This window comes from Sinisalibacter aestuarii (genome assembly GCF_027923545.1).
GTDB classification, from domain to species: Bacteria; Pseudomonadota; Alphaproteobacteria; order Rhodobacterales; family Rhodobacteraceae; genus Sinisalibacter; species Sinisalibacter aestuarii.
Window position 1 is genome coordinate 40,336 of record NZ_BROH01000010.1, and the last position, 17,560, is coordinate 57,895.

General features: G+C 66.4%; 21 protein-coding genes and 1 tRNA gene. 9 read left to right on the forward strand and 13 right to left on the reverse strand.

Features of this window, described 5'->3' with window-relative positions; all coding sequences use genetic code 11:
* Positions 1-72: 72 nt before the first annotated feature.
* The 6 genes from QMG28_RS15285 to QMG28_RS15310 are packed head-to-tail and all read right to left on the reverse strand — an operon-like array spanning position 73 to position 2,626.
* Complete coding sequence (locus QMG28_RS15285) at positions 73-564, reverse strand: GFA family protein (protein ID WP_281843187.1); 492 nt, start codon at positions 562-564, stop codon at positions 73-75.
* 10 nt (positions 565-574) lie between these two features.
* On the reverse strand, positions 575-970 hold the full coding sequence (locus tag QMG28_RS15290) for a carboxymuconolactone decarboxylase family protein (RefSeq protein WP_281843188.1): 396 nt from the start codon (positions 968-970) through the stop codon (positions 575-577).
* Positions 971-972: 2 nt separating this feature from the next.
* Entirely contained in the window at positions 973-1,278 is a 306-nt protein-coding gene (locus QMG28_RS15295) for an urease subunit beta (RefSeq protein ID WP_281843189.1), read from the reverse strand.
* A complete protein-coding gene (locus QMG28_RS15300; RefSeq protein ID WP_281843190.1) occupies positions 1,275-1,445 on the reverse strand; it encodes a hypothetical protein in 171 nt (56 codons plus the stop codon). The genes QMG28_RS15295 and QMG28_RS15300 overlap by 4 nt, the downstream gene beginning before the upstream one ends.
* Positions 1,446-1,486: 41 nt before the next feature.
* Positions 1,487-1,789 (reverse strand): urease subunit gamma, encoded by a 303-nt coding sequence (locus QMG28_RS15305; protein ID WP_281843191.1) that lies wholly within the window; start codon positions 1,787-1,789, stop codon positions 1,487-1,489.
* Positions 1,790-1,792: 3 nt separating this feature from the next.
* On the reverse strand, positions 1,793-2,626 hold the full coding sequence (locus QMG28_RS15310; RefSeq protein WP_281843192.1) for an urease accessory protein UreD: 834 nt from the start codon (positions 2,624-2,626) through the stop codon (positions 1,793-1,795).
* 420 nt (positions 2,627-3,046) lie between these two features.
* Here QMG28_RS15310 and QMG28_RS15315 point away from each other — a divergent pair, with 420 nt between their 5' ends.
* From QMG28_RS15315 to QMG28_RS15340, 6 genes are all read left to right on the forward strand, one after another.
* The gene (locus QMG28_RS15315; RefSeq protein ID WP_281843193.1) at positions 3,047-4,642 is read left to right on the forward strand and encodes an ABC transporter substrate-binding protein; all 1,596 of its coding nucleotides are present in this window, start codon (positions 3,047-3,049) and stop codon (positions 4,640-4,642) included.
* A 100-nt stretch (positions 4,643-4,742) separates the two neighbouring features.
* Positions 4,743-5,750, forward strand: a complete 1,008-nt coding sequence (locus QMG28_RS15320; RefSeq protein WP_281843194.1) for an ABC transporter permease subunit — start codon at positions 4,743-4,745, stop codon at positions 5,748-5,750.
* 1 nt (position 5,751) lies between these two features.
* Complete coding sequence (locus tag QMG28_RS15325; protein WP_281843195.1) at positions 5,752-6,657, forward strand: ABC transporter permease subunit; 906 nt, start codon at positions 5,752-5,754, stop codon at positions 6,655-6,657.
* 131 nt (positions 6,658-6,788) lie between these two features.
* Positions 6,789-7,766 carry an ABC transporter ATP-binding protein gene (locus QMG28_RS15330; RefSeq protein ID WP_281843196.1) on the forward strand — a complete coding sequence of 326 codons (978 nt, stop codon included), beginning with the start codon at positions 6,789-6,791 and terminating at the stop codon, positions 7,764-7,766.
* A complete protein-coding gene (locus QMG28_RS15335) occupies positions 7,766-8,722 on the forward strand; it encodes an ABC transporter ATP-binding protein (RefSeq protein ID WP_281843197.1) in 957 nt (318 codons plus the stop codon). Before QMG28_RS15330 ends, QMG28_RS15335 begins: the two co-directional genes overlap by 1 nt.
* An 82-nt stretch (positions 8,723-8,804) precedes the next feature.
* Complete coding sequence (locus tag QMG28_RS15340; protein WP_281843198.1) at positions 8,805-9,263, forward strand: FAD synthase family protein; 459 nt, start codon at positions 8,805-8,807, stop codon at positions 9,261-9,263.
* 233 nt (positions 9,264-9,496) lie between these two features.
* On the opposite strand, the gene QMG28_RS15345 is transcribed toward QMG28_RS15340, so the two are convergent.
* The 4 genes from QMG28_RS15345 to QMG28_RS15360 all read right to left on the reverse strand — a co-directional run bounded on the left by QMG28_RS15345 (position 9,497) and on the right by QMG28_RS15360 (position 13,140).
* A tRNA-Arg gene (locus QMG28_RS15345) sits at positions 9,497-9,573 on the reverse strand.
* A 70-nt stretch (positions 9,574-9,643) separates the two neighbouring features.
* Positions 9,644-11,035, reverse strand: coding sequence for a sensor histidine kinase (locus tag QMG28_RS15350; RefSeq protein WP_281843199.1), 1,392 nt, complete (start codon positions 11,033-11,035; stop codon positions 9,644-9,646).
* Between the two features lie 21 nt (positions 11,036-11,056).
* Positions 11,057-12,424 (reverse strand): dihydrolipoyl dehydrogenase family protein, encoded by a 1,368-nt coding sequence (locus QMG28_RS15355; RefSeq protein WP_281843200.1) that lies wholly within the window; start codon positions 12,422-12,424, stop codon positions 11,057-11,059.
* The gene (locus tag QMG28_RS15360; RefSeq protein ID WP_281843201.1) at positions 12,421-13,140 is read right to left on the reverse strand and encodes a TVP38/TMEM64 family protein; all 720 of its coding nucleotides are present in this window, start codon (positions 13,138-13,140) and stop codon (positions 12,421-12,423) included. Before QMG28_RS15360 ends, QMG28_RS15355 begins: the two co-directional genes overlap by 4 nt.
* Positions 13,141-13,369: 229 nt before the next feature.
* Here QMG28_RS15360 and rpmH point away from each other — a divergent pair, with 229 nt between their 5' ends.
* From rpmH to QMG28_RS15375, 3 genes are all read left to right on the forward strand, one after another.
* Positions 13,370-13,504, forward strand: coding sequence for a 50S ribosomal protein L34 (gene rpmH / locus QMG28_RS15365; RefSeq protein WP_005980833.1), 135 nt, complete (start codon positions 13,370-13,372; stop codon positions 13,502-13,504).
* A 27-nt stretch (positions 13,505-13,531) separates the two neighbouring features.
* Positions 13,532-13,936, forward strand: a complete 405-nt coding sequence (gene rnpA, locus QMG28_RS15370) for a ribonuclease P protein component (RefSeq protein WP_281843202.1) — start codon at positions 13,532-13,534, stop codon at positions 13,934-13,936.
* Positions 13,937-14,011: 75 nt separating this feature from the next.
* Positions 14,012-14,353, forward strand: coding sequence for a TusE/DsrC/DsvC family sulfur relay protein (locus QMG28_RS15375; protein ID WP_281843203.1), 342 nt, complete (start codon positions 14,012-14,014; stop codon positions 14,351-14,353).
* Between the two features lie 60 nt (positions 14,354-14,413).
* On the opposite strand, the gene QMG28_RS15380 is transcribed toward QMG28_RS15375, so the two are convergent.
* The 3 genes from QMG28_RS15380 to ectB are packed head-to-tail and all read right to left on the reverse strand — an operon-like array spanning position 14,414 to position 17,536.
* Positions 14,414-15,838, reverse strand: coding sequence for an aspartate kinase (locus QMG28_RS15380; protein ID WP_281843204.1), 1,425 nt, complete (start codon positions 15,836-15,838; stop codon positions 14,414-14,416).
* A gap of 4 nt (positions 15,839-15,842) precedes the next feature.
* Positions 15,843-16,241, reverse strand: a complete 399-nt coding sequence (locus tag QMG28_RS15385) for an ectoine synthase (RefSeq protein ID WP_281843205.1) — start codon at positions 16,239-16,241, stop codon at positions 15,843-15,845.
* 5 nt (positions 16,242-16,246) lie between these two features.
* Positions 16,247-17,536 carry a diaminobutyrate--2-oxoglutarate transaminase gene (ectB, locus tag QMG28_RS15390; RefSeq protein WP_281843206.1) on the reverse strand — a complete coding sequence of 430 codons (1,290 nt, stop codon included), beginning with the start codon at positions 17,534-17,536 and terminating at the stop codon, positions 16,247-16,249.
* Positions 17,537-17,560: the final 24 nt, after the last annotated feature.

The following is a 17,560-nucleotide window of genomic DNA, read 5'->3' on the forward strand; positions in this document are numbered from 1 at the left end:
ATCGCCCCCACCCTCGGGCCGGGGGCGAACCTCTGTTCGGGACAAGCACGCTAGCCATCTTCCTCTTGGTCCTCACTCCACCCAAAGCCCACGGGCCTTGTGCCAGTCTGCGATTGTCTCTTCGGGGAATTGTTCGAAATGCCGGTGCTCCGGCCCCTCGGGCACCACCACCCAGGGCGCCTTGTGGTCGAGCATGATATGCACGTGCTCCGGCGGCAGCGGCAAAGCGGTGTCGATCGCCGCGGCGAAGGGGAACACGCTCTCGGGCGCGCCGGGATCGGCGACCCAGAGCGCGGTGCCGCATCGGGTGCAGTAATGCCGCCGCTCCTCGCTGAGCTCGCACACCCCGTCGCGGTCCAGCTCGGCGCGGAACACGCCGACATTTTCCTGCCCCGTCACCGCCAGAGTATCGGCAATGCCACCAATGTTGATGGCGAAGCCGCCCGTCCCCGCCGTCTTGCGGCAGATCGTGCAATAGCAGCGCTGATAGGGCACCGGCGCGTGGCTGGCGATGCGGAAGGTCACCGCGCCGCACTGGCAGGAGCCTTCGAGGTTCATCGGCATGGCCCGCCCCTCACACCCTGAACCGCTCATCCACCGGCACCTGCATGGCGGTGGACAAAGCGTTGGTCTGGCTCGCCATGCCGACCACGGCGAGCAATTCGCCATACATCTCGTCGCTCATCCCCTTCGCCCTCGCGCTGGCGGTGTGGGAATGAACGCAATATTCGCAGGCATTGGCCACCGAAACGGCGATATAGAGCATCTCCTTGGTCAGCGGATCGAGCGCCCCCGGCCCCATGATCGCCTTGAGCCGCTCCCAGGTGGCCTTCAGCGTCGCGGGGTCGTTCGCCATCGCGCGCCAGAAGTTATTCACATAGTCGGTCTGCCGGACCGCCCTGATATCGGCAAACACCGCGGCGGCCTCGGGGCTCAGTTGATCGTCGGTCAGAAGGGGCACGGTGGCCATGGCTACAAATCTCCCATCACAGCCTGATTGAACCCGTAGACCTTGCGCAGCCCGCCGATGGGAATCAATTGCACTTCGCGCCGTTGCCCCGGCTCGAAGCGCACCGCCGTGCCGGGGGCGATGTCGAGCCGGGTGCCATGCGCCGCCGCACGGTCGAAATCGAGCGCGGGGTTGGTTTCGGCGAAATGGTAATGCGAGCCGACCTGCACCGGCCGGTCGCCGGTATTGGCCACCATCAGGGTAATCGCCTCGCGGCCTTCGTTGAGCGTCAACTCGCCGGGCGCGGGGAAGACCTCGCCGGGGATCATGCCTTCGCCCTCACCGCCTGCACGACGACGCGCAGGGTAAGGCCAAGACCGATGGTGAAAGCGGCGGCAGCGATCCAGAAGCCACCGGCTTCATGCAGGTGAAGCCCGGCGCCGGGATGGGCGAGCGCCGGGGTGGTCATGAGGGCAAGGGCAATGATCGAACGCATAATCTGGTCTCCTTGGGTCAGGGGCCGGGCTGAAGCCCGGTCTACCGGATCGGGTTGTGGACGGTGACGAGCTTGGTGCCGTCGGGAAAGGTGGCCTCCACCTGAACCTCGTGGATCATCTCGGGCACACCCTCCATGCATTGATCGCGGGTGATCACCTGCGCCCCCGCTTCCATCATGTCGGCCACCGAACGGCCATCGCGCGCGCCTTCCACCACCGCATCGGTGATCAGCGCAATCGCCTCCGGGTGGTTGAGCTTCACGCCGCGGGCGAGCCGCTTGCGGGCCACTTCGGCGGCCATGGCGATCAGGAGCTTGTCTTTTTCTCGCGGGGTCAGTTGCATGTTTCAGAGCATCCAGGGTCTTGGGATTTCGTCTTGGTTGAGCAGCCTGAGCGCGGGCACGAGGCTCTGGCGCAGGGTGTAGCTGTCGGGCGCAAGGATGCGCGCGGCGAGCAGGCCCGCGCGCACAAGGCTCGCCCCGGCCGTCTCGGGCAGCAGCGCGCGCAGCCGGTCGAGATGGGCGTCGGCATCGGGCGCGGCATAGACAAGGCTCGCCATCGCCCGCGCCCCCCGGCCCAGCGCGGCGCGGTCCATCTGCGCCGCGATGTCGCCCGCCAGCGCCACGGCGTCGCGCCAGACGAGCGCGCCCGCGCGGCGGATCTCCACCCGGTCGTGAAACCGCGCATCGCGCAGCTCCTCTCCCATCGCGGCGCGGCCGAACACCACCGGCTCCACCATCAGCACCCGCGCATCGGCGGCCATGTCGATCTGCAGCCGCCGCGACAGATGCGCCCCGTCATAGAGGATCGTCTCCTGCGGCAGCCAGCCCAGCCGCGCGCCCGGCCCCGCCATGAGCCGCGTCGCGATCCGGCCCGGCTCCGGCCCGGCGGCGCGGTAGGCCCGCTCGGCGGCCTGGGTGGTGAGGCTGAGCGCGGTGCCCGGCCCGGCCACCGCCTCGGTGGCGAAGCGGTCGCCGCCGGTCACGCCGCCCGCCGTATTGACCAGCACCGCCTCGAAGGCGCCGCCGCCGGGGCGCGGAAACATCAGCTTGAGCGAGCCCGACATCCTCAGCCCGTCAATCGCGCCACCACCCGGCCCCGGCTTCAGCGTAAGCCGCACCTGTCCGCGCGCACGCGGCTGTTCGAGGCTCGTCGCAATCGTAGCGGCAGGCTGATTCATGTCCCCATCCCGACCATTCGCCCATGTTTTCAGCACGCCGCCCGGCCGGAGTCAGGTCATCTGCGGCGTTCCTGCCGCTCCGGCGGGCAATCGGAGGCGATATGGCGCGTCACCGGGCAGTATGCCTGTTTTTTCGGCGCCCGCGCAACGCCGCTGACCATGCCGCGCCGCAGCGCCACGCACCATTCTGACGATTTGGTCAAATTTCCGTGGCGACATGCCTTGATCCGCGCCGGGTTTCAGGTCTTAATCCGGTGCCAGGGGGCGCCAGACCTCCGTGAAAAAACCAAGACCGCCAAGCATTTCCGGGGTGTTCCAAACCCGGCGCCCCACCTTTTCATACCGGGGCAATACGGGCGGGCCGAGGCCGGTAACCCACGGGAAGCGACCGGGCAAAACATATGAATAGGGAGTTTTTCCATGGCACTACGATCTTTCCTGACCGCGACGAGCCTGGTCTTGTCGATGGCGGGCGCGGCTTCGGCCCAGTCCACCCTGGTCTACTGCTCCGAGGGCAGCCCTGAAGGGTTCGACCCCTCGCTCTACACCTCGGGCACCACCTTCGACGCGACCTCGCACCCGATCTTCAACCGGCTCGTCGAGTTCAAGGTGGGCACCACCGAGGTGATTCCGGGCCTCGCCGAAAGCTGGGAAGCGTCGGAAGACGGGCTGGAATACACCTTCCACCTGCGCCCGGGCGTGAAGTTCCACACCACCGACTATTTCACCCCGTCGCGTGACTTCAACGCCGATGACGTGGTCTTCTCCTTCATGCGGCAATACGACGAAAACGATCCGTGGTATGCGGCCGAAGGCGGCTCGTGGGAATATTTCAACGGCATGTCGATGCCCGACCTGATCTCGTCGATCGAAAAGGTCGACGATCTGACGGTGAAATTCGTGCTGACCCGGCCCGAAGCGCCCTTCATCGCCAACCTTGCGATGGACTTCGCCTCGATCCAGTCGAAGGAATATGCCGATGCGCTGATGGATGCGGGCACCCCCGAGATGCTCAACCAGGAGCCGATCGGCACCGGGCCCTTCACCTTCGTCGCCTACCAGAAAGACGCCGTGATCCGCTACGCGAAGAACGCCGAATACTGGAAGGAAGGGCTGCCGAAGGTCGATAACCTCGTCTTCGCCATCACCACCGACAATTCGGTGCGCTACCAGAAGCTGCTGGCCGGCGAATGCCATGTGATGCCCTATCCGAACCCCGCCGACATCGCCGAGATGCAGGCGAACCCGGATGTGAACGTGATGGAGCAGGAAGGGCTGAACGTGGGCTACCTCGCCTACAACACCCAGATGGCGCCGTTCGACAACCCCGAAGTGCGCCGCGCGCTCAACATGGCGATGGACAAGCAGGCGATCATCGACGTGGTGTTCCAGGGCTCCGGCCAGATCGCCAAAAACCCGATCCCGCCCACCATGTGGTCGTATAACGACGCCATCTCCGACGATGCCTACGATCCCGATGCCGCCAAAGCGATGCTGGAAGCGGCCGGCGTGACCGATCTGAGCATGAAGATCTGGGCAATGCCCGTGCAGCGGCCCTACAACCCGAACGCCCGCCGCATGGCCGAGCTGATCCAGGACGATTTCGGCAAGATCGGCGTGGATGTCGAGATCGTCTCCTATGAATGGGGCGAGTATCTCGAACGGTCTTCGGATGTCGAACGCGACGGCGCCGTGCTTCTGGGCTGGACCGGCGACAACGGCGATCCGGACAACTTCCTCGCCGTGCTGCTCGGCTGCGACGGCGTGGGCGGCTCGAACCGCGCGCAATGGTGCTACCAGCCGTTCGAGGATGTGATCCAGCAAGCCAAGGTCACCTCCGATCCGGCGGAGCGCACCCGTCTCTACGAAGAAGCTCAGATGATCTTCAAAGAGCAGGCGCCCTGGGCAACCATCGCGCATTCGGTCGTGTTCATGCCGATGCGGCCCGAGGTGGAAGGCTATGTGATGCACCCGCTGGGCGGCCACATCTTCACCGAAGTGAGCCTCGCGGAGTAATCCACGAAATCCGCGGCGGGGCCTTGCGAGGCCCCGCCCGTCCCTATACGGGCAGGACCAACCGGCCGGGCCGCGCACCCGCCACATACCGTGAGGGCCGATGCTTCGTTATCTCCTTTCCAAGCTTCTGACCTTCGTGCCGACCTTCCTGGGCGTCACGCTGGTCTCCTTCGCCTTCATCCGGGTGCTGCCCGGCGATCCGATCATCGTCATGGCCGGCGAACGCGGGCTGACCGAGGAGCGCTATGCCGAGTTGCAGGCGCAGTTCGGCTTCGACCGGCCGCTTTACGTGCAGTTCTGGGATTATCTCACCGGCGTTCTGCAAGGCGATCTCGGCGAAAGCTTCGTCACCAAAAAGCCGGTCTGGGATGAATTCTTCTCGCTCTTTCCCGCCACGCTGGAGCTTTCCATCGTCGCCATCATCCTCGCCACCGCGCTCGGCATCCCGGCTGGCGTGATCGCCGCCATGTATCGCGGCAAGTTCTTCGACCGGGCGCTGATGTCGTCGGCGCTTGTCGGCTATTCGATGCCGATCTTCTGGTGGGCGCTGCTGCTCATCATCGTCTTTTCCGGCAATCTCGGCTGGACGCCGGTCTCGGGCCGGATCGACCTGCTCTACTTCTTCCCCGACGTGACCGGCTTCATGCTGATCGACAGCCTGCTTTCGGGTCAGAAGGGCGCCTTCGCCTCCGCCGTCTCGCACCTCGTGCTGCCCTCGATCGTGCTGGCGACGATCCCGCTTGCCGTCATTGCCCGGCAAACCCGCTCGGCCATGCTCGAAGTGCTGTCGGAGGATTATATCCGCACCGCCCGCGCCAAGGGCCTCGCCCCGGTGCGCGTCAACGGGCTTCATGCGCTGCGCAACGCGATGATCCCGGTCGTCACCGTCATCGGCCTGTCGGTCGGGATGCTGCTCGCCGGCGCGATCCTGACCGAAACCATTTTCTCCTGGCCCGGCATCGGCAAGTGGATGCTCGACAGCATCTTCCGCCGCGATTACCCGGTGGTGCAGGGCGGGCTGCTGCTCGTCGCGGGCTTCGTGATGGTCGTCAACCTGATCGTCGATCTGCTCTACGGCCTCATCAACCCCAAGATCCGGAAGCGCTGACATGGCCGACGCAACCGCTCAAACCGCCCCCACCACCCCGGCCCGCCCCGGCCGCTTCAAGGAATTCTGGCGCTATTTCCGCGAGAACAAGGGCGCCGTCGTCGGCCTCTATATCTTTGCCGCCTTCCTGTTGCTCGCGCTCTTCGCGGGCCTCATCGCCCCGCACGATCCGCTCGTGCAGTACCGCAGCGCCACCCTCGTGCCCCCGGCCTGGCAAGAGGGCGGCACCTGGAGCTACATCCTCGGCACCGACCCGCTCGGGCGCGACATGCTCTCGCGGCTTCTCTACGGCGCGCGCTATTCCTTTGTCGTCGGCGTCGTCGTGGTGATCCTCGCCTCCACCGGCGGCATCCTGCTCGGGCTGATCTCCGGCTTCGCGCCGAAATGGCTCGATACCTTCATCATGCGGCTCATGGACATCATCCTGTCCTTCCCGGCGCTGCTCCTCGCCCTCGTGCTCGTCGCCATTCTCGGGCCCTCGCTGGTGAATGCGATGATCGCCATCGCCATCGCCTATCAGCCCCATTACGTGCGCCTCACCCGCGCCGCCGTGATCGCCGAACGCTCGAAAGACTATGTGATCTCCGCCAAAGTGGCCGGCGCCCGGCTGCCGCGGCTGATGTTCATCACCGTGCTGCCCAACTGCCTCGCGCCGATTATCGTGCAGGCGGCGCTGAGCTTTTCCAACGCCATCCTCGACGTGGCGGCGCTCGGCTTTCTCGGCATGGGGGCACAGCCGCCCACGCCCGAATGGGGCACGATGCTGGCCGAAGCGCGCGAGTTCATCCTGCGCGCCTGGTGGGTCGTCACCTTCCCCGGCCTCGCCATCCTGATCACCGTGATCGCCATCAACCTGATGGGCGACGGCCTGCGCGACGCGCTCGATCCGAAGCTGAAGAGGAGCTGAGCCGATGCCGCGCCCGCCAGCCCCCGTCGCCCACGCGCCGCTTGCGACGTTTTCGTTAGCGCTATCATATTGTTTTTCAAATCACTACGCCGATGTGCGAACTCGCCCAGCCCTGGCCGGGAGGCCCTGACATGCCGCTCCTCCAGATCCGCAACCTGACCGTCGAATTCGCCACCGCCTCCGGCCCCTTCCGCGCCGTCGACCGGGTGGACGTGACCGTCGACGAAGGCGACGTGCTCGCCATCGTCGGCGAGAGCGGCTCGGGCAAATCCGTCGCCATGCTCGCCGCGATGGGCCTCCTGCCCTGGACGGCAGCGATCACCGCCGACGAGATGAGCTTCGACGGGCGCGACATCCGCTCGCTGACCCCGCGCGACCGCCGCACCGTGATCGGCAAGGACATGGCGATGATCTTCCAGGAGCCGATGTCGAGCCTGAACCCCTGCTTCACCGTCGGCTTCCAGATCAAGGAGGCGCTGAAAAAGCATCTCGGCCTCTCGCGCCGCGAGCGCCACGAACGCGCCGTCGAGCTGCTCGACCTCGTCGGCATCCCCGACCCGGCCACCCGGCTCTCGGCCTTTCCGCACCAGCTTTCGGGAGGGATGAGCCAGCGGGTGATGATCGCCATGGCGCTCTCCTGCAATCCCCGCCTGCTGATCGCCGACGAACCCACCACCGCGCTTGACGTGACGATCCAGGCCCAGATCCTCGACCTGCTCGCCCGGCTCCAGCAGGAGACCGGCATGGCGCTCATTCTGATCACGCATGACATGGGCGTGGTCGCCGAAACCGCCCAGCGCGTGCAGGTGCAATATGCGGGGCAGAAGGTGGAAGAGCAGCCGGTGCGCCCGCTCTTCGACGCGCCGCATCACCCCTATACCGCCGCACTTCTCGCCGCCCTGCCCGAGCGCGCCACCGAGCGCCGGCTGCCGACGATCCCCGGCGTGGTGCCCGGGCAATACGACCGGCCCGCGGGTTGCCTGTTCAGCCCGCGCTGCGCCTTCGCCGACGATCTGTGCCGCAGCACCGAGCCGCCGGTGCAGGATGCCGGGCTTGGCCTCGCCCGCTGCCACTACCCGATCCCCAGCCCGGCCAAGGAGGCGGTGTGATGAGCGAACCCGTGATCGTCGCCGAACATCTGGCCCGCCACTACGAAGTGGGCGGCGGATTGTTTTCAAAGCCGAAGGTGGTGAAGGCGCTCTCCGAAGCGAGCTTTACCATCATGCCCGGCAAGACGCTGGCGGTGGTGGGAGAGTCCGGCTGCGGCAAGTCCACCCTCGCCCGGCTCGTCACCCTGATCGAAGAGCCCACCGCCGGCAGCTTCACCATCGACGGCATCCCCGGCACCAAAAACAACTGGGCGCGGCTGCGCGACTCGGTCCAGATCGTGTTTCAGGATCCCTATGGCTCGCTCAATCTGCGCCACCGCGTCGGCTCCATCCTCGAAGAGCCGCTGAAGATCAACCGCCCCGACATGTCCGCCGCCGAGCGCGAGGAAAAGGCCCGCGCGATGATGGCGCTGGTGGGGCTGCGGCCCGAGCATTACGACCGCTTCCCGCATATGTTTTCCGGCGGCCAGCGCCAGCGCATCGCGGTCGGCCGCGCGCTGATGCTGGAGCCCAAGCTCATGGTGCTCGACGAGCCGGTCTCGGCGCTCGACGTGTCGATCCAGTCTCAGGTGCTCAACCTGCTGCTCGACATCCAGGAGCGGATGCAGCTCGCCTATCTGTTCATCAGCCACGACCTCTCGGTGGTGCGCCACGTGGCGGACGAGGTGATCGTGATGTATCTTGGCCGCCCGGTGGAATTCGGCACCAAGGACGAGGTCTTCGCCCATCCCCGCCACCCCTATACCAAGGCGCTTCTGTCGGCGACGCCGACCACCGAGCCGGAGCGCAAGGTCGAGCGGATCAAGCTGGAGGGCGAGTTGCCCTCGCCGCTGAACGTGCCCGATGGCTGCCCCTTCGCCCCGCGCTGCTGGAAGGCCCAGCCGATCTGCCGCAGCACCCGCCCGGAGCTGGAAGGCAGCGGCCACCGCGTCGCCTGCCACTTCCCCGAGGACTGACGCAGGCGCATTGACCCGGCCCCGCCATATGACGATATTGAGCCGACTGTTGTAGTGCCATGGGTTTGGGGGGCAATTTAGCATGAAGACCGTTTTGACCTATGGCACGTTCGACCTGCTTCATGTCGGCCATATCCGCCTGCTGGAGCGTGCCCGCGCCTATGGCGACAGGCTTGTCGTCGGCATCTCGTCGGACGAGTTCAACGCGACGAAGGGCAAGCACAGCATCTTCCCCTTCGAGCACCGCAAGCTGATCGTCCAGTCGCTCCGCTTCGTCGACGAAGTCTTCGCCGAGAACGATTGGGGCCAGAAGGAATCCGATATCAAGTCCTACGGCGCGGACGTGCTGGTGATGGGCAACGACTGGGAAGGCAAGTTCGACGACCTCGGCAGATTGTGCGAAGTGGCCTACCTGCCCCGCACCGAAGGCATTTCCACCACCGCGCTGAAAGAGGCGCTGAGCGCCTTCCGCGGCGAGAAAATCAACGAGCTGAAGCGCGCGATCGAGACGCTGCACATGATTGCCGACAACCTCGGCTAGCGGGAAGCCGGGAACCCGCGGTGAGCGGGCTGGTGCTTCCCCGTTCCAACTCAGAGACGCAGCCGGTCACACCGACATTGCCACGACGAACCGCTACATCCGCGGGGCTGACGAGGTGCCTGAGAAGGTGATCAAGATGCGGAGAGGGGGCCGGAAATGGGAACGAGCCACGAACCGGATATTCCAACGATGATCCAACTCGCAGCGCGCGATCATCTAAGTCATTGAAATTGTGGCGCGCTGGGGAGGATTCGAACCCCCGACCCCTTGATTCGTAGTCAAGTACTCTATCCAGCTGAGCTACCAGCGCGCGGACAGGCGGGATGTAACGGCCCCGGGCGGGCAATGCAAGGGGCAATTGGCCGGGAATTTTCGCCTTTTCAGGCAGCACCGCTCTCCAGCCCGCGCGGCAGGTAGACGGCGAATTGCGTGCCATCCGGGCCGGTGCGGGCGAGTTCGAGCCGGCCGCCATGGCCGCGGGCGAGTTCGGCGGCGATCGCCAGGCCGAGGCCGGTGCCGCCCTTCTGGCTGCCCGCCGAGAAGGGCTGAAAGAGCGTGTCCTGCGCCTTCTTCGGCAGGCCCGGCCCGGTATCGGTGACGGTGATCACCCAGGCCGCCGGCTCCTCCCGCCCGGCGACCGCGATTTCGCCCGGTTTGCCGGACGCCTCGATGGCCTGGCGGGCGTTGCGCACGAGGTTGCGCAGGATGCGGTAGAGCTGTTCGGGATCGGCGCGCAGCATCAGCCCCACCGGCACGTCTTCGCCATAGGAAATGTCGTGATCGCCGGTGGCGAGGCGTTCGCTTTCGACCACATCCGTCACCACCTCGGCAAGCTGGAGGCGGGTAAGGCGCGGGGCGGGTTCTTCGGCGCGGCCAAAGGCGAGGGTCGACTCGGTGAGGTTCACCGCGCGGTTGATCGAGCCGATCAGCTTGGGCACCGCGCGCTGCACGCCGGGATCCTCGCTCATCTCCACCCGGTCGGCGAAAAGCTGGGCGGTGGTGAGGATGTTGCGCAGATCGTGGCTGATGCGCGCCACCGCACCGCCAAGCTGGGCCAGCCGCTCCTTCTGCTTGAGCGCGGCGGAAACCTGGGTTTCGAGATCGTAGAGCGCCTGCTCGGCCTCGCGCAGTTCACGCACTTTCGACGTGGGCGCGATGATCCGGCGGGCATCTTCCGGCGCCTCGCAATAGGAGGTCATGTCGCGCACCACGTTCTTGATCGGGCGCACCATCAGGCTGCGCACGGCGAGGAAGAGAAAGATCGAGGTGATGACCGAGATCACCAGCGACAGCAGAAGGATGCGCTGGCCATAATCGAGCATCGCCTCGCGCAACGGCCCGGCGGCCATCGTCACCTCGATCTCGATCCCGCCCATGCGCACCGGATCGCCGATGACGCGGATCACCTCGTCGCCGGGGGTGATGAGCCGGTGCAGCGCATCGCGGATCAGCACGGCGGCGGTGGCATTGCGCAGATCGAAGGTGGCGACGGCCGGGCTCGGCACCGGCGAGGAGAGCATCAGCTCGCGCGCCTCGTCGCGCAGGAGCACGACGTTATAGACTTCGGCGTTTTCCAGCAGCTCGCCTTCCAGCCCCTCGTCGATCATGTCGGAGGCCAGCAGCACGAGCGAAGCGATCTGGGCGCGCTCCAGCCGGTCGAGCAGGTAGTCTTCGCGGAACCGGGCCACGGAGGGTACAAAGATCAGGACCTCCGCCAGCATGACGAAGGCGATGGTCAGAACCAGGAACCGACCCGAAAGCGAGTTGAACATGTCCCTCTCGTACCCGGCGCCTCAGGGCAGTATGGTTTGCACCGCCCTGACAACGCGCTTCACTGTCTTGTTATCAAATAGGCGCGGCGCGAAGTATACGCCAGCCGCGCGCTTGGAAATTTCGGCCATGGTGGGATAGGGCACCACGATTCCGGCGATGGCGGAGAGCTTCTGCCGGCCCGATAGTGCCAGCGCCCAGAGGGCGATCTGCTCGCCCGCGCCCGCGCCCACCAGCGTGGCCCCCACCGGGCGGCCCTTGTGGACCATCACCTTGAGAAAGCCCGCCGTCTCGCCCGTGGCCACCGCCCGGTCATTGCCGGAAAACGCGGCGCGGGCAATCTCCACACCGTCACCGTAACGCGCCCGCGCCTCGGCCTCGGTCAGCCCCACCTGCGCCAGCTCCGGCGCGGTGTAGAGCGCATGGGGGATGTGATCGGCGCGGGCTTTGGCGGGCAGGCCGAACAGCATCGCGCGGATGATCACCCCGGCCTGGTAGCCCGCCACATGGGTGAATTGCGCCCCCCCGGTGACATCGCCGATCGCGTGGATGCGGCGGTTCGTGCTGCGCAGGCGGGTATCGACCACGATGCCGCCGGACCCGGCTTCGACGCCCGCCTTATCGAGATCCAGCCCCTCGATGGCCGGCGCCCGCCCGGTGGCGACAAGCAGGTGCGAGCCGGTGATCCGGGCGCCATCGGCGGTGGTCAGCGTGATCCGGCCATCGCCGCCCTGCGCCCGGACCACCGGCATATCCTCCTCGATCCGCACGCCGCGCGCGCGCAGCGCCGCAAGCACAACGGCCACCGCCTCCGGATCGTCGCGCCCCATCGCGCGGGCGGCTTCCAGCACGGTCACCTCGCAGCCCAGCCGCCGGTGCGCCTCGGCCATTTCAAGGCCCACCGCCCCGGCACCGAGGATCAGCAGATGCTCCGGCCGCTCCGCGAGGGCAAAGATCGTCTCGTTGGTGAGACAGGGCACATCTTCCAGCCCCGCGATCGCGGGCAGGCGCGGGCGGGAGCCGGTGGCGATGACGATGCGGCGGGCGCGGATCGTCTCACCGTTCACCGCGACCTCGCGCGGGCCGGTGAAACGGGCGAACCCCTTGATGACGCGCACGCCCAGCCCTTCGAAGCGCTCCACCGAATCGTGCGGCGCAATCGCCGCGATGGTGGCGCGGACATGGTCATGCGCATCCTGCCAGTCCATGCCGGCGCAGGCGGCATGCAGCAGCGCCTTTGAGGGCACGCAACCGGTATTGAGGCAATCGCCGCCCATCTCGCCCGCCTCGATCAGCACCACCCGCGCGCCCATCTGCACCGCGCCGGCGGCAACCGAGAGCCCGCCGGAGCCCGCGCCGATGACACAGATATCGGTTTTGGTCACGCTCATCCGCGCCTCTCCCGTCGCATCAGTTTCATGAAGATCGGCAGCGCGGCCAGCAGGCTGAGCCCGATCAGCGGCCACAGGATATGCGGCGCAAAGATGACGCCAAGGTCGGGCCGCTCGCCGGCCTCGAACACTTCGCCCAGGCCCGCCCCCACCGAGGTGTAGACGAGCGCGCCCGGCACGATGCCCAGTGCCGTGCTGACGAAGAAGCGCCAGAGCGAGACGTTAAGCAGCGCGGCCACCACATTGGCCACGAAGAAGGGCACGATGGGCAACAGCCGCATCAGGAACAGCACCGACCACTGGCTTTCGTCGATCCCCTGTTTCAGCCGGTGCACCGGGCCTTCGCTCGCGTCGATCCGGGCGGCGAGGCGTTCGCCATAGCCCATCCGGGCGGCGAGAAAGATGCCGGTGGCTCCCAGCGTGGCGCCCGCGATGTTGAAGAGCACGCCGGGAAACAGCCCGAACAGGAAGCCGCCGGTGAGCGTGGTGAGGGTTGCGCCGGGCAGCGAGAAGGCCGCGATCAGGATGTAGATGAACATGAAGGCGAGGGCAGCGCGCCAGTAATGCCCGGCGACGAAATGCATCAGCTCGTCGCGATAATCCGAGAGCATGTCGAACCCGAGCCAGGGCCGCAGGAACACAAAGCCCAGCCCCGCGACCGCGAGGATCACGAGAAACGGCGCCTGGCGCAGCGCGCGGGCCTTTGCTTTATCCATCCGACCTCCCGGGTTCTGGTGAAGATGCGTGCCCGGAGGCGGAATGCCCACCCCCCGCGCCACCGTCTCACGCCCGATTGATCCGCGGGCGGGAAATGTTACAGCGCAGGACGGAAAACCGCGCTTGCAGGTTTGACTTGGGCGCAAAGCCCGCCTATAGACCGGGCTTCGAATGTATCGGCCACGAATCCACCGGGATTCCTGCGCCACGATGAAACGGAGACGGGCGATGAAACGCACCTACCAACCCTCGAACCTCGTTCGCAAGCGCCGCCACGGCTTCCGTGCGCGCATGGCGACGAAAGCCGGCCGCAAGATTCTCAACGCGCGCCGTGCCCGGGGCCGCAAGTCGCTCAGCGCCTGAGCCATCGCGCCCCAGAAACGTGACACGATGAAACCGCCGGAGGCAGCCGTAACCACGGACGCGCCGGCGGTTTCCGTTTGCCTGCAAACCCTCACCAAACGCGCCGAGTTTCTCGCCTGCGCCCGCGCGGCCAAGGCGGTGACCCCCGGCTTCGTGCTGCAGGCCCGCCGCCGGGCGGAGGGAGACGACCCGGCCTGCATCCGCATCGGCTTTACCGCCTCGAAGAAGGTGGGCAACGCGGTGGCACGCAACCGCGCCAAGCGCCGGCTGCGCGCCCTCGCCCGCGCCGTTCTGCCGGAAGCTGCCCGCCCGGGATGGGATTATGTGCTCGTCGCCCGCCACGGCGAAACCGCCGCACGCCCCTTCACCGCGCTCGACGACGATCTTCGGCGGGCGCTTGCCAAGGTTCATTCTCCGCGCCAAGCCTCTTGACCCGCGCATTTCGCTGGTGAAAATCGCTTATCATGATGTATGAATGTTCGAGCCAGAGAACAGAGGGAGGAATGGATGGCATTCGAATTCAACGGCCAGTCGATCGAGACCACGGCAACCGGCTACCTCGTCAACCAAGAGGATTGGAGCGAAGACCTCGCCCGCGCGATGGCCGAGGCCGAGGAAATCGGTGAACTCACCGAGCGCCACTGGGACGTGATCAACTACCTGCGCGAAGAATATTTCGACAACCGCGAGAACCAGCCCAACACACGCGCGATCATCAAGGCGATGAGCGATGCCTGGGGTGAGAAGATCAAGCAGGATGCGCTTTACGCGCTGTTCCCGTTCGACCCCTCCAAGCAGGGCGGCCGGATCGCGGGCCTGCCGGAAAGCCGGCGCAAAGGCGGCTACTGAGCCGGACGGCACCGGCAATACGGCAAAGGCCCGCGGTTTCGCGGGCCTTTTTCACTGGCGTCAGGCGGCGCGGCGCAGGCCGGGCTCGGCGCCCTCGACCAAGGCGGCGTGCAGGGCCGCGATGGCCGGGGTGATGTCTTCGCGGTCGAGGACGAATTGCACATCCACCTTGCGCGGCCCCTGGCTCGCGCCGATCGGTTCGATCCCCTCCGCGCCCAGCGCCAGAAGCCCGCGCGACAGCACCGAGAGGCCCGAGAGATCGCGCCCGATCACCGAGGCCATCGCCACGGCGCGCAATGACAGTTCGGCCGAGGGGAAGCGCGCGCGCAGATCCTTCTCGACCCGGCGCATCACCTTCATCGAAGCATCGACGTAATGGGTGATCGTATTGGCGTTCGACACTTTCGAGACGATCCGCACCCCATGGCGCGTGAGCAGCTCCAGGATCGTGGAATCGTAGCCCTTCACCCCCACCATGTCCTGCTCGAACAATTCGAGCGCAAAAAGGTCGAGCCCGGTGACGATCTCGACGCCGGGGCTTTCGGCGGGCCGGTCGTCGATCAGCGTGCCGGGGTCGTGCGGCTCGAAAGCGTTGGTCACCCGCAGCGGCACCTCGGCCTGGCGCAGCGTTTTGGCGGCCTTCGGGTGGATCGCCTCCATCCCCATGTTGGAAAGCTGGTCGGCCACGTCGTAATTGGTGCGCCCCAGCTTCTTGACGGCGCCCGCGCCCACCAGCTTCGGGTCGGCGGAGGAAAGGTGGAATTCCTTGTGGATGATCGCCTCGCGCGCGCCGGTGAGGGCGGCGAGACGGGAAAAGGTCACCTCGGAATAGCCCCGGTCATACTCGCCCATCAGCCCTTCGGCGCATTGGGCGTAGCCGGTGACGACAGGCATCTCGCTCATCGGGTCGACGCCCTCCATCGCCGCGCGGATGCGCTCATCGAGGCTCACATCGCCCTCGTCGCGCCAGCCGGAAAGATCGACGAAGCGCGCGTTCACACCGGCGCGCTGCAGCATCAGGGTGGTGACGAAGGCCGAATGCGCCTCGCCCAGCCCCGACAGCAGCTCGCGGGTCTGGCCCATATGTTCCGACAGCCGGAAATGGCCGTAGGAGCACAGCCGCTGCAGGTCGATCAGGCAGCCGCGCGCACCATGCAGACGATCCTGCACGAAGGCATCGGCCCGCTCGATATCGGCGGGATGGCCAAGCACGCGGCTATGCGCCGCCACCATCGCCGCCGCCGCCTTGTCGAGCCGGTCGTGCCAGCCGTGATCGGCATCGTTATTGGCGAAGGCGGCAAAGGCCCCCGGCTCGCCCGTTTTCTTGTGTTCGAGCAGCAGATCGGTGATGCCGCCAAAGGCCGAGACCACGAAGATGCGGCCATAGAGGCCGCTCCCCTCCCGGCTGCCGACGATCAGCGTGTCGCGCAATTCGTCGATACGCGACATCGACGTGCCGCCGATTTTTTCCACGGTGTGGGTCATGGTGTCAGGCCGTTTCTTCCGCCGGGGCGTAGGAGCCGTCTTCACGGTGCACCTCGGTGCCGGTCACGGGCGGGTTGAAGACACAGGCCATCACCAGCTCTTCCTCCGCGCGCAGCACATGGCGGTCATGGTTGTTGAGCGCATACATCACGCCGGGGCGGATCTTGTGCGTCTCGCCGGTGGCGAGATCGGTGATCGAGCCCTTGCCCTTCATGCAATAGACGCTCTCGAAATGGTTCTTGTATTCGAACGTGTGCTCGGAGCCTTCCTGCAGAAAGGTGATGTGAAAGGAAAACCCCATACCGTCACCGGCCAGCAGCATCCGGACCGAGGTCCAGTCGGCATCGGAGACCACCCTGTCGCGGTCGTTTTCGATAATCTCGTTGAAGTCGCGTACGATCATGCCGGTTACTCCGCCGCCAATGTGTTACGCCCGGCCATCGCGTCGCGGGTGGCGTCGAGCAGGATGTTGAAGCCCTTGCGGAAGGTCTCCGCCGACGTGGTGAGCGGGGCCAGCACCTTGACCACCTGGTCCTCGTTGCCCGAGGTCTCGATCACCAGCCCCTTGTCATAGGCGCGGGCGCAGATATCGGCGGCAAGGGCGCCGGAGATCACGTCGACCCCCTGCATCAGCCCGCGGCCTTTGAGCTGCGCGCCCGGCACCAGGCCAGCCACCTCCTGCAGCGCCGTCGTCAGCATCACCGCCTTGTCGGCAAGCTGGCGCTGGAAAGCATTGTCGGCCCAGAATTTCTCGATCGCCACGCGGGCGGTGACGAAGGCGTGGGTATTGCCGCGGAAGGTGCCGTTATGCTCGGCGGGGCCGAACACGTCATGCTCGGGGCGCACCAGCACCAGCGCCATCGGCAGGCCGAAACCCGAGACCGATTTGGCCATCGTCACGATATCGGGCGTCACGCCCATTTCTTCGAACGAGAAAAACGTGCCGGTGCGGCCGACGCCGGCCTGGATATCGTCGATGATCAGCAGCGCGCCGTGCTTCTTCGCCACCTCGGCAATGGCGCGCACCCAGTCGGGCGAGGCCGCGTTCAGCCCGCCCTCGCCCTGCACCGTCTCGAACAGGATCGCGGCGGGCGCGTCGATGCCGCCGGATGGGTCGGACAGCATCTGGTCGAGCAGCGCGGCGCTGTCGACACCCTCGGCATAACCGTCGAAGGGCATCCGTGTGACGCCGGAAGCATCCATTCCCGCGCCGCCGCGGTGATAGCCGTTGCCGGTGGCGGCGAGCGCGCCCATGGTCACGCCGTGAAAGCCGTTGGTGAAGGCGATCACGTTGGTGCGGCCGGTGGATTTGCGCGCGATCTTCATCGCCGCCTCCACCGCGTTGGCGCCGGTGGGGCCGGTGAACATCACCCGGTGATCCATGCCGCGCGGGGCGAGGATATGGCGCTCGAAGGCGGCGAGGAAGGCGCCCTTGGCGTCGGTGTGCAGGTCAAGCCCGTGGGCGATGCCGTCGGCGGTGATGTACTCGACCAGCGCCGCTTTCATGTCGGGATCGTTATGGCCGTAATTGAGCGAGGAGCAGCCGGCGAGGAAGTCGATGTAGCTGCGGCCCTCGGCATCGGTCAGCTCGGAACCGCGCGCGGAGGTGAACAGCGCGGGCATGGACCGGCAATAGGAGCGCGCCGCGCTTTCGCGGCGGTCGAAGATGTCACGGGTTTCGGTCATGTCCTTCGGCATGAGAAGTCTCCTTTCGGGAGCGTG

What these genes read in the sequence shown, in the direction of transcription:
- QMG28_RS15285 (WP_281843187.1), bottom strand. Translation starts at nt 564, where the DNA reads ATGCCGATGAACCTCGAAGGCTCCTGCCAGTGCGGCGCGGTGACCTTC.
- QMG28_RS15290 (WP_281843188.1), bottom strand. Translation starts at nt 970, where the DNA reads ATGGCCACCGTGCCCCTTCTGACCGACGATCAACTGAGCCCCGAGGCC.
- QMG28_RS15295 (WP_281843189.1), bottom strand. Translation starts at nt 1,278, where the DNA reads ATGATCCCCGGCGAGGTCTTCCCCGCGCCCGGCGAGTTGACGCTCAAC.
- QMG28_RS15300 (WP_281843190.1), bottom strand. Translation starts at nt 1,445, where the DNA reads ATGCGTTCGATCATTGCCCTTGCCCTCATGACCACCCCGGCGCTCGCC.
- QMG28_RS15305 (WP_281843191.1), bottom strand. Translation starts at nt 1,789, where the DNA reads ATGCAACTGACCCCGCGAGAAAAAGACAAGCTCCTGATCGCCATGGCC.
- QMG28_RS15310 (WP_281843192.1), bottom strand. Translation starts at nt 2,626, where the DNA reads ATGAATCAGCCTGCCGCTACGATTGCGACGAGCCTCGAACAGCCGCGT.
- QMG28_RS15315 (WP_281843193.1), top strand. Translation starts at nt 3,047, where the DNA reads ATGGCACTACGATCTTTCCTGACCGCGACGAGCCTGGTCTTGTCGATG.
- QMG28_RS15320 (WP_281843194.1), top strand. Translation starts at nt 4,743, where the DNA reads ATGCTTCGTTATCTCCTTTCCAAGCTTCTGACCTTCGTGCCGACCTTC.
- QMG28_RS15325 (WP_281843195.1), top strand. Translation starts at nt 5,752, where the DNA reads ATGGCCGACGCAACCGCTCAAACCGCCCCCACCACCCCGGCCCGCCCC.
- QMG28_RS15330 (WP_281843196.1), top strand. Translation starts at nt 6,789, where the DNA reads ATGCCGCTCCTCCAGATCCGCAACCTGACCGTCGAATTCGCCACCGCC.
- QMG28_RS15335 (WP_281843197.1), top strand. Translation starts at nt 7,766, where the DNA reads ATGAGCGAACCCGTGATCGTCGCCGAACATCTGGCCCGCCACTACGAA.
- QMG28_RS15340 (WP_281843198.1), top strand. Translation starts at nt 8,805, where the DNA reads ATGAAGACCGTTTTGACCTATGGCACGTTCGACCTGCTTCATGTCGGC.
- QMG28_RS15350 (WP_281843199.1), bottom strand. Translation starts at nt 11,035, where the DNA reads ATGTTCAACTCGCTTTCGGGTCGGTTCCTGGTTCTGACCATCGCCTTC.
- QMG28_RS15355 (WP_281843200.1), bottom strand. Translation starts at nt 12,424, where the DNA reads ATGAGCGTGACCAAAACCGATATCTGTGTCATCGGCGCGGGCTCCGGC.
- QMG28_RS15360 (WP_281843201.1), bottom strand. Translation starts at nt 13,140, where the DNA reads ATGGATAAAGCAAAGGCCCGCGCGCTGCGCCAGGCGCCGTTTCTCGTG.
- rpmH (WP_005980833.1), top strand. Translation starts at nt 13,370, where the DNA reads ATGAAACGCACCTACCAACCCTCGAACCTCGTTCGCAAGCGCCGCCAC.
- rnpA (WP_281843202.1), top strand. Translation starts at nt 13,532, where the DNA reads ATGAAACCGCCGGAGGCAGCCGTAACCACGGACGCGCCGGCGGTTTCC.
- QMG28_RS15375 (WP_281843203.1), top strand. Translation starts at nt 14,012, where the DNA reads ATGGCATTCGAATTCAACGGCCAGTCGATCGAGACCACGGCAACCGGC.
- QMG28_RS15380 (WP_281843204.1), bottom strand. Translation starts at nt 15,838, where the DNA reads ATGACCCACACCGTGGAAAAAATCGGCGGCACGTCGATGTCGCGTATC.
- QMG28_RS15385 (WP_281843205.1), bottom strand. Translation starts at nt 16,241, where the DNA reads ATGATCGTACGCGACTTCAACGAGATTATCGAAAACGACCGCGACAGG.
- ectB (WP_281843206.1), bottom strand. Translation starts at nt 17,536, where the DNA reads ATGCCGAAGGACATGACCGAAACCCGTGACATCTTCGACCGCCGCGAA.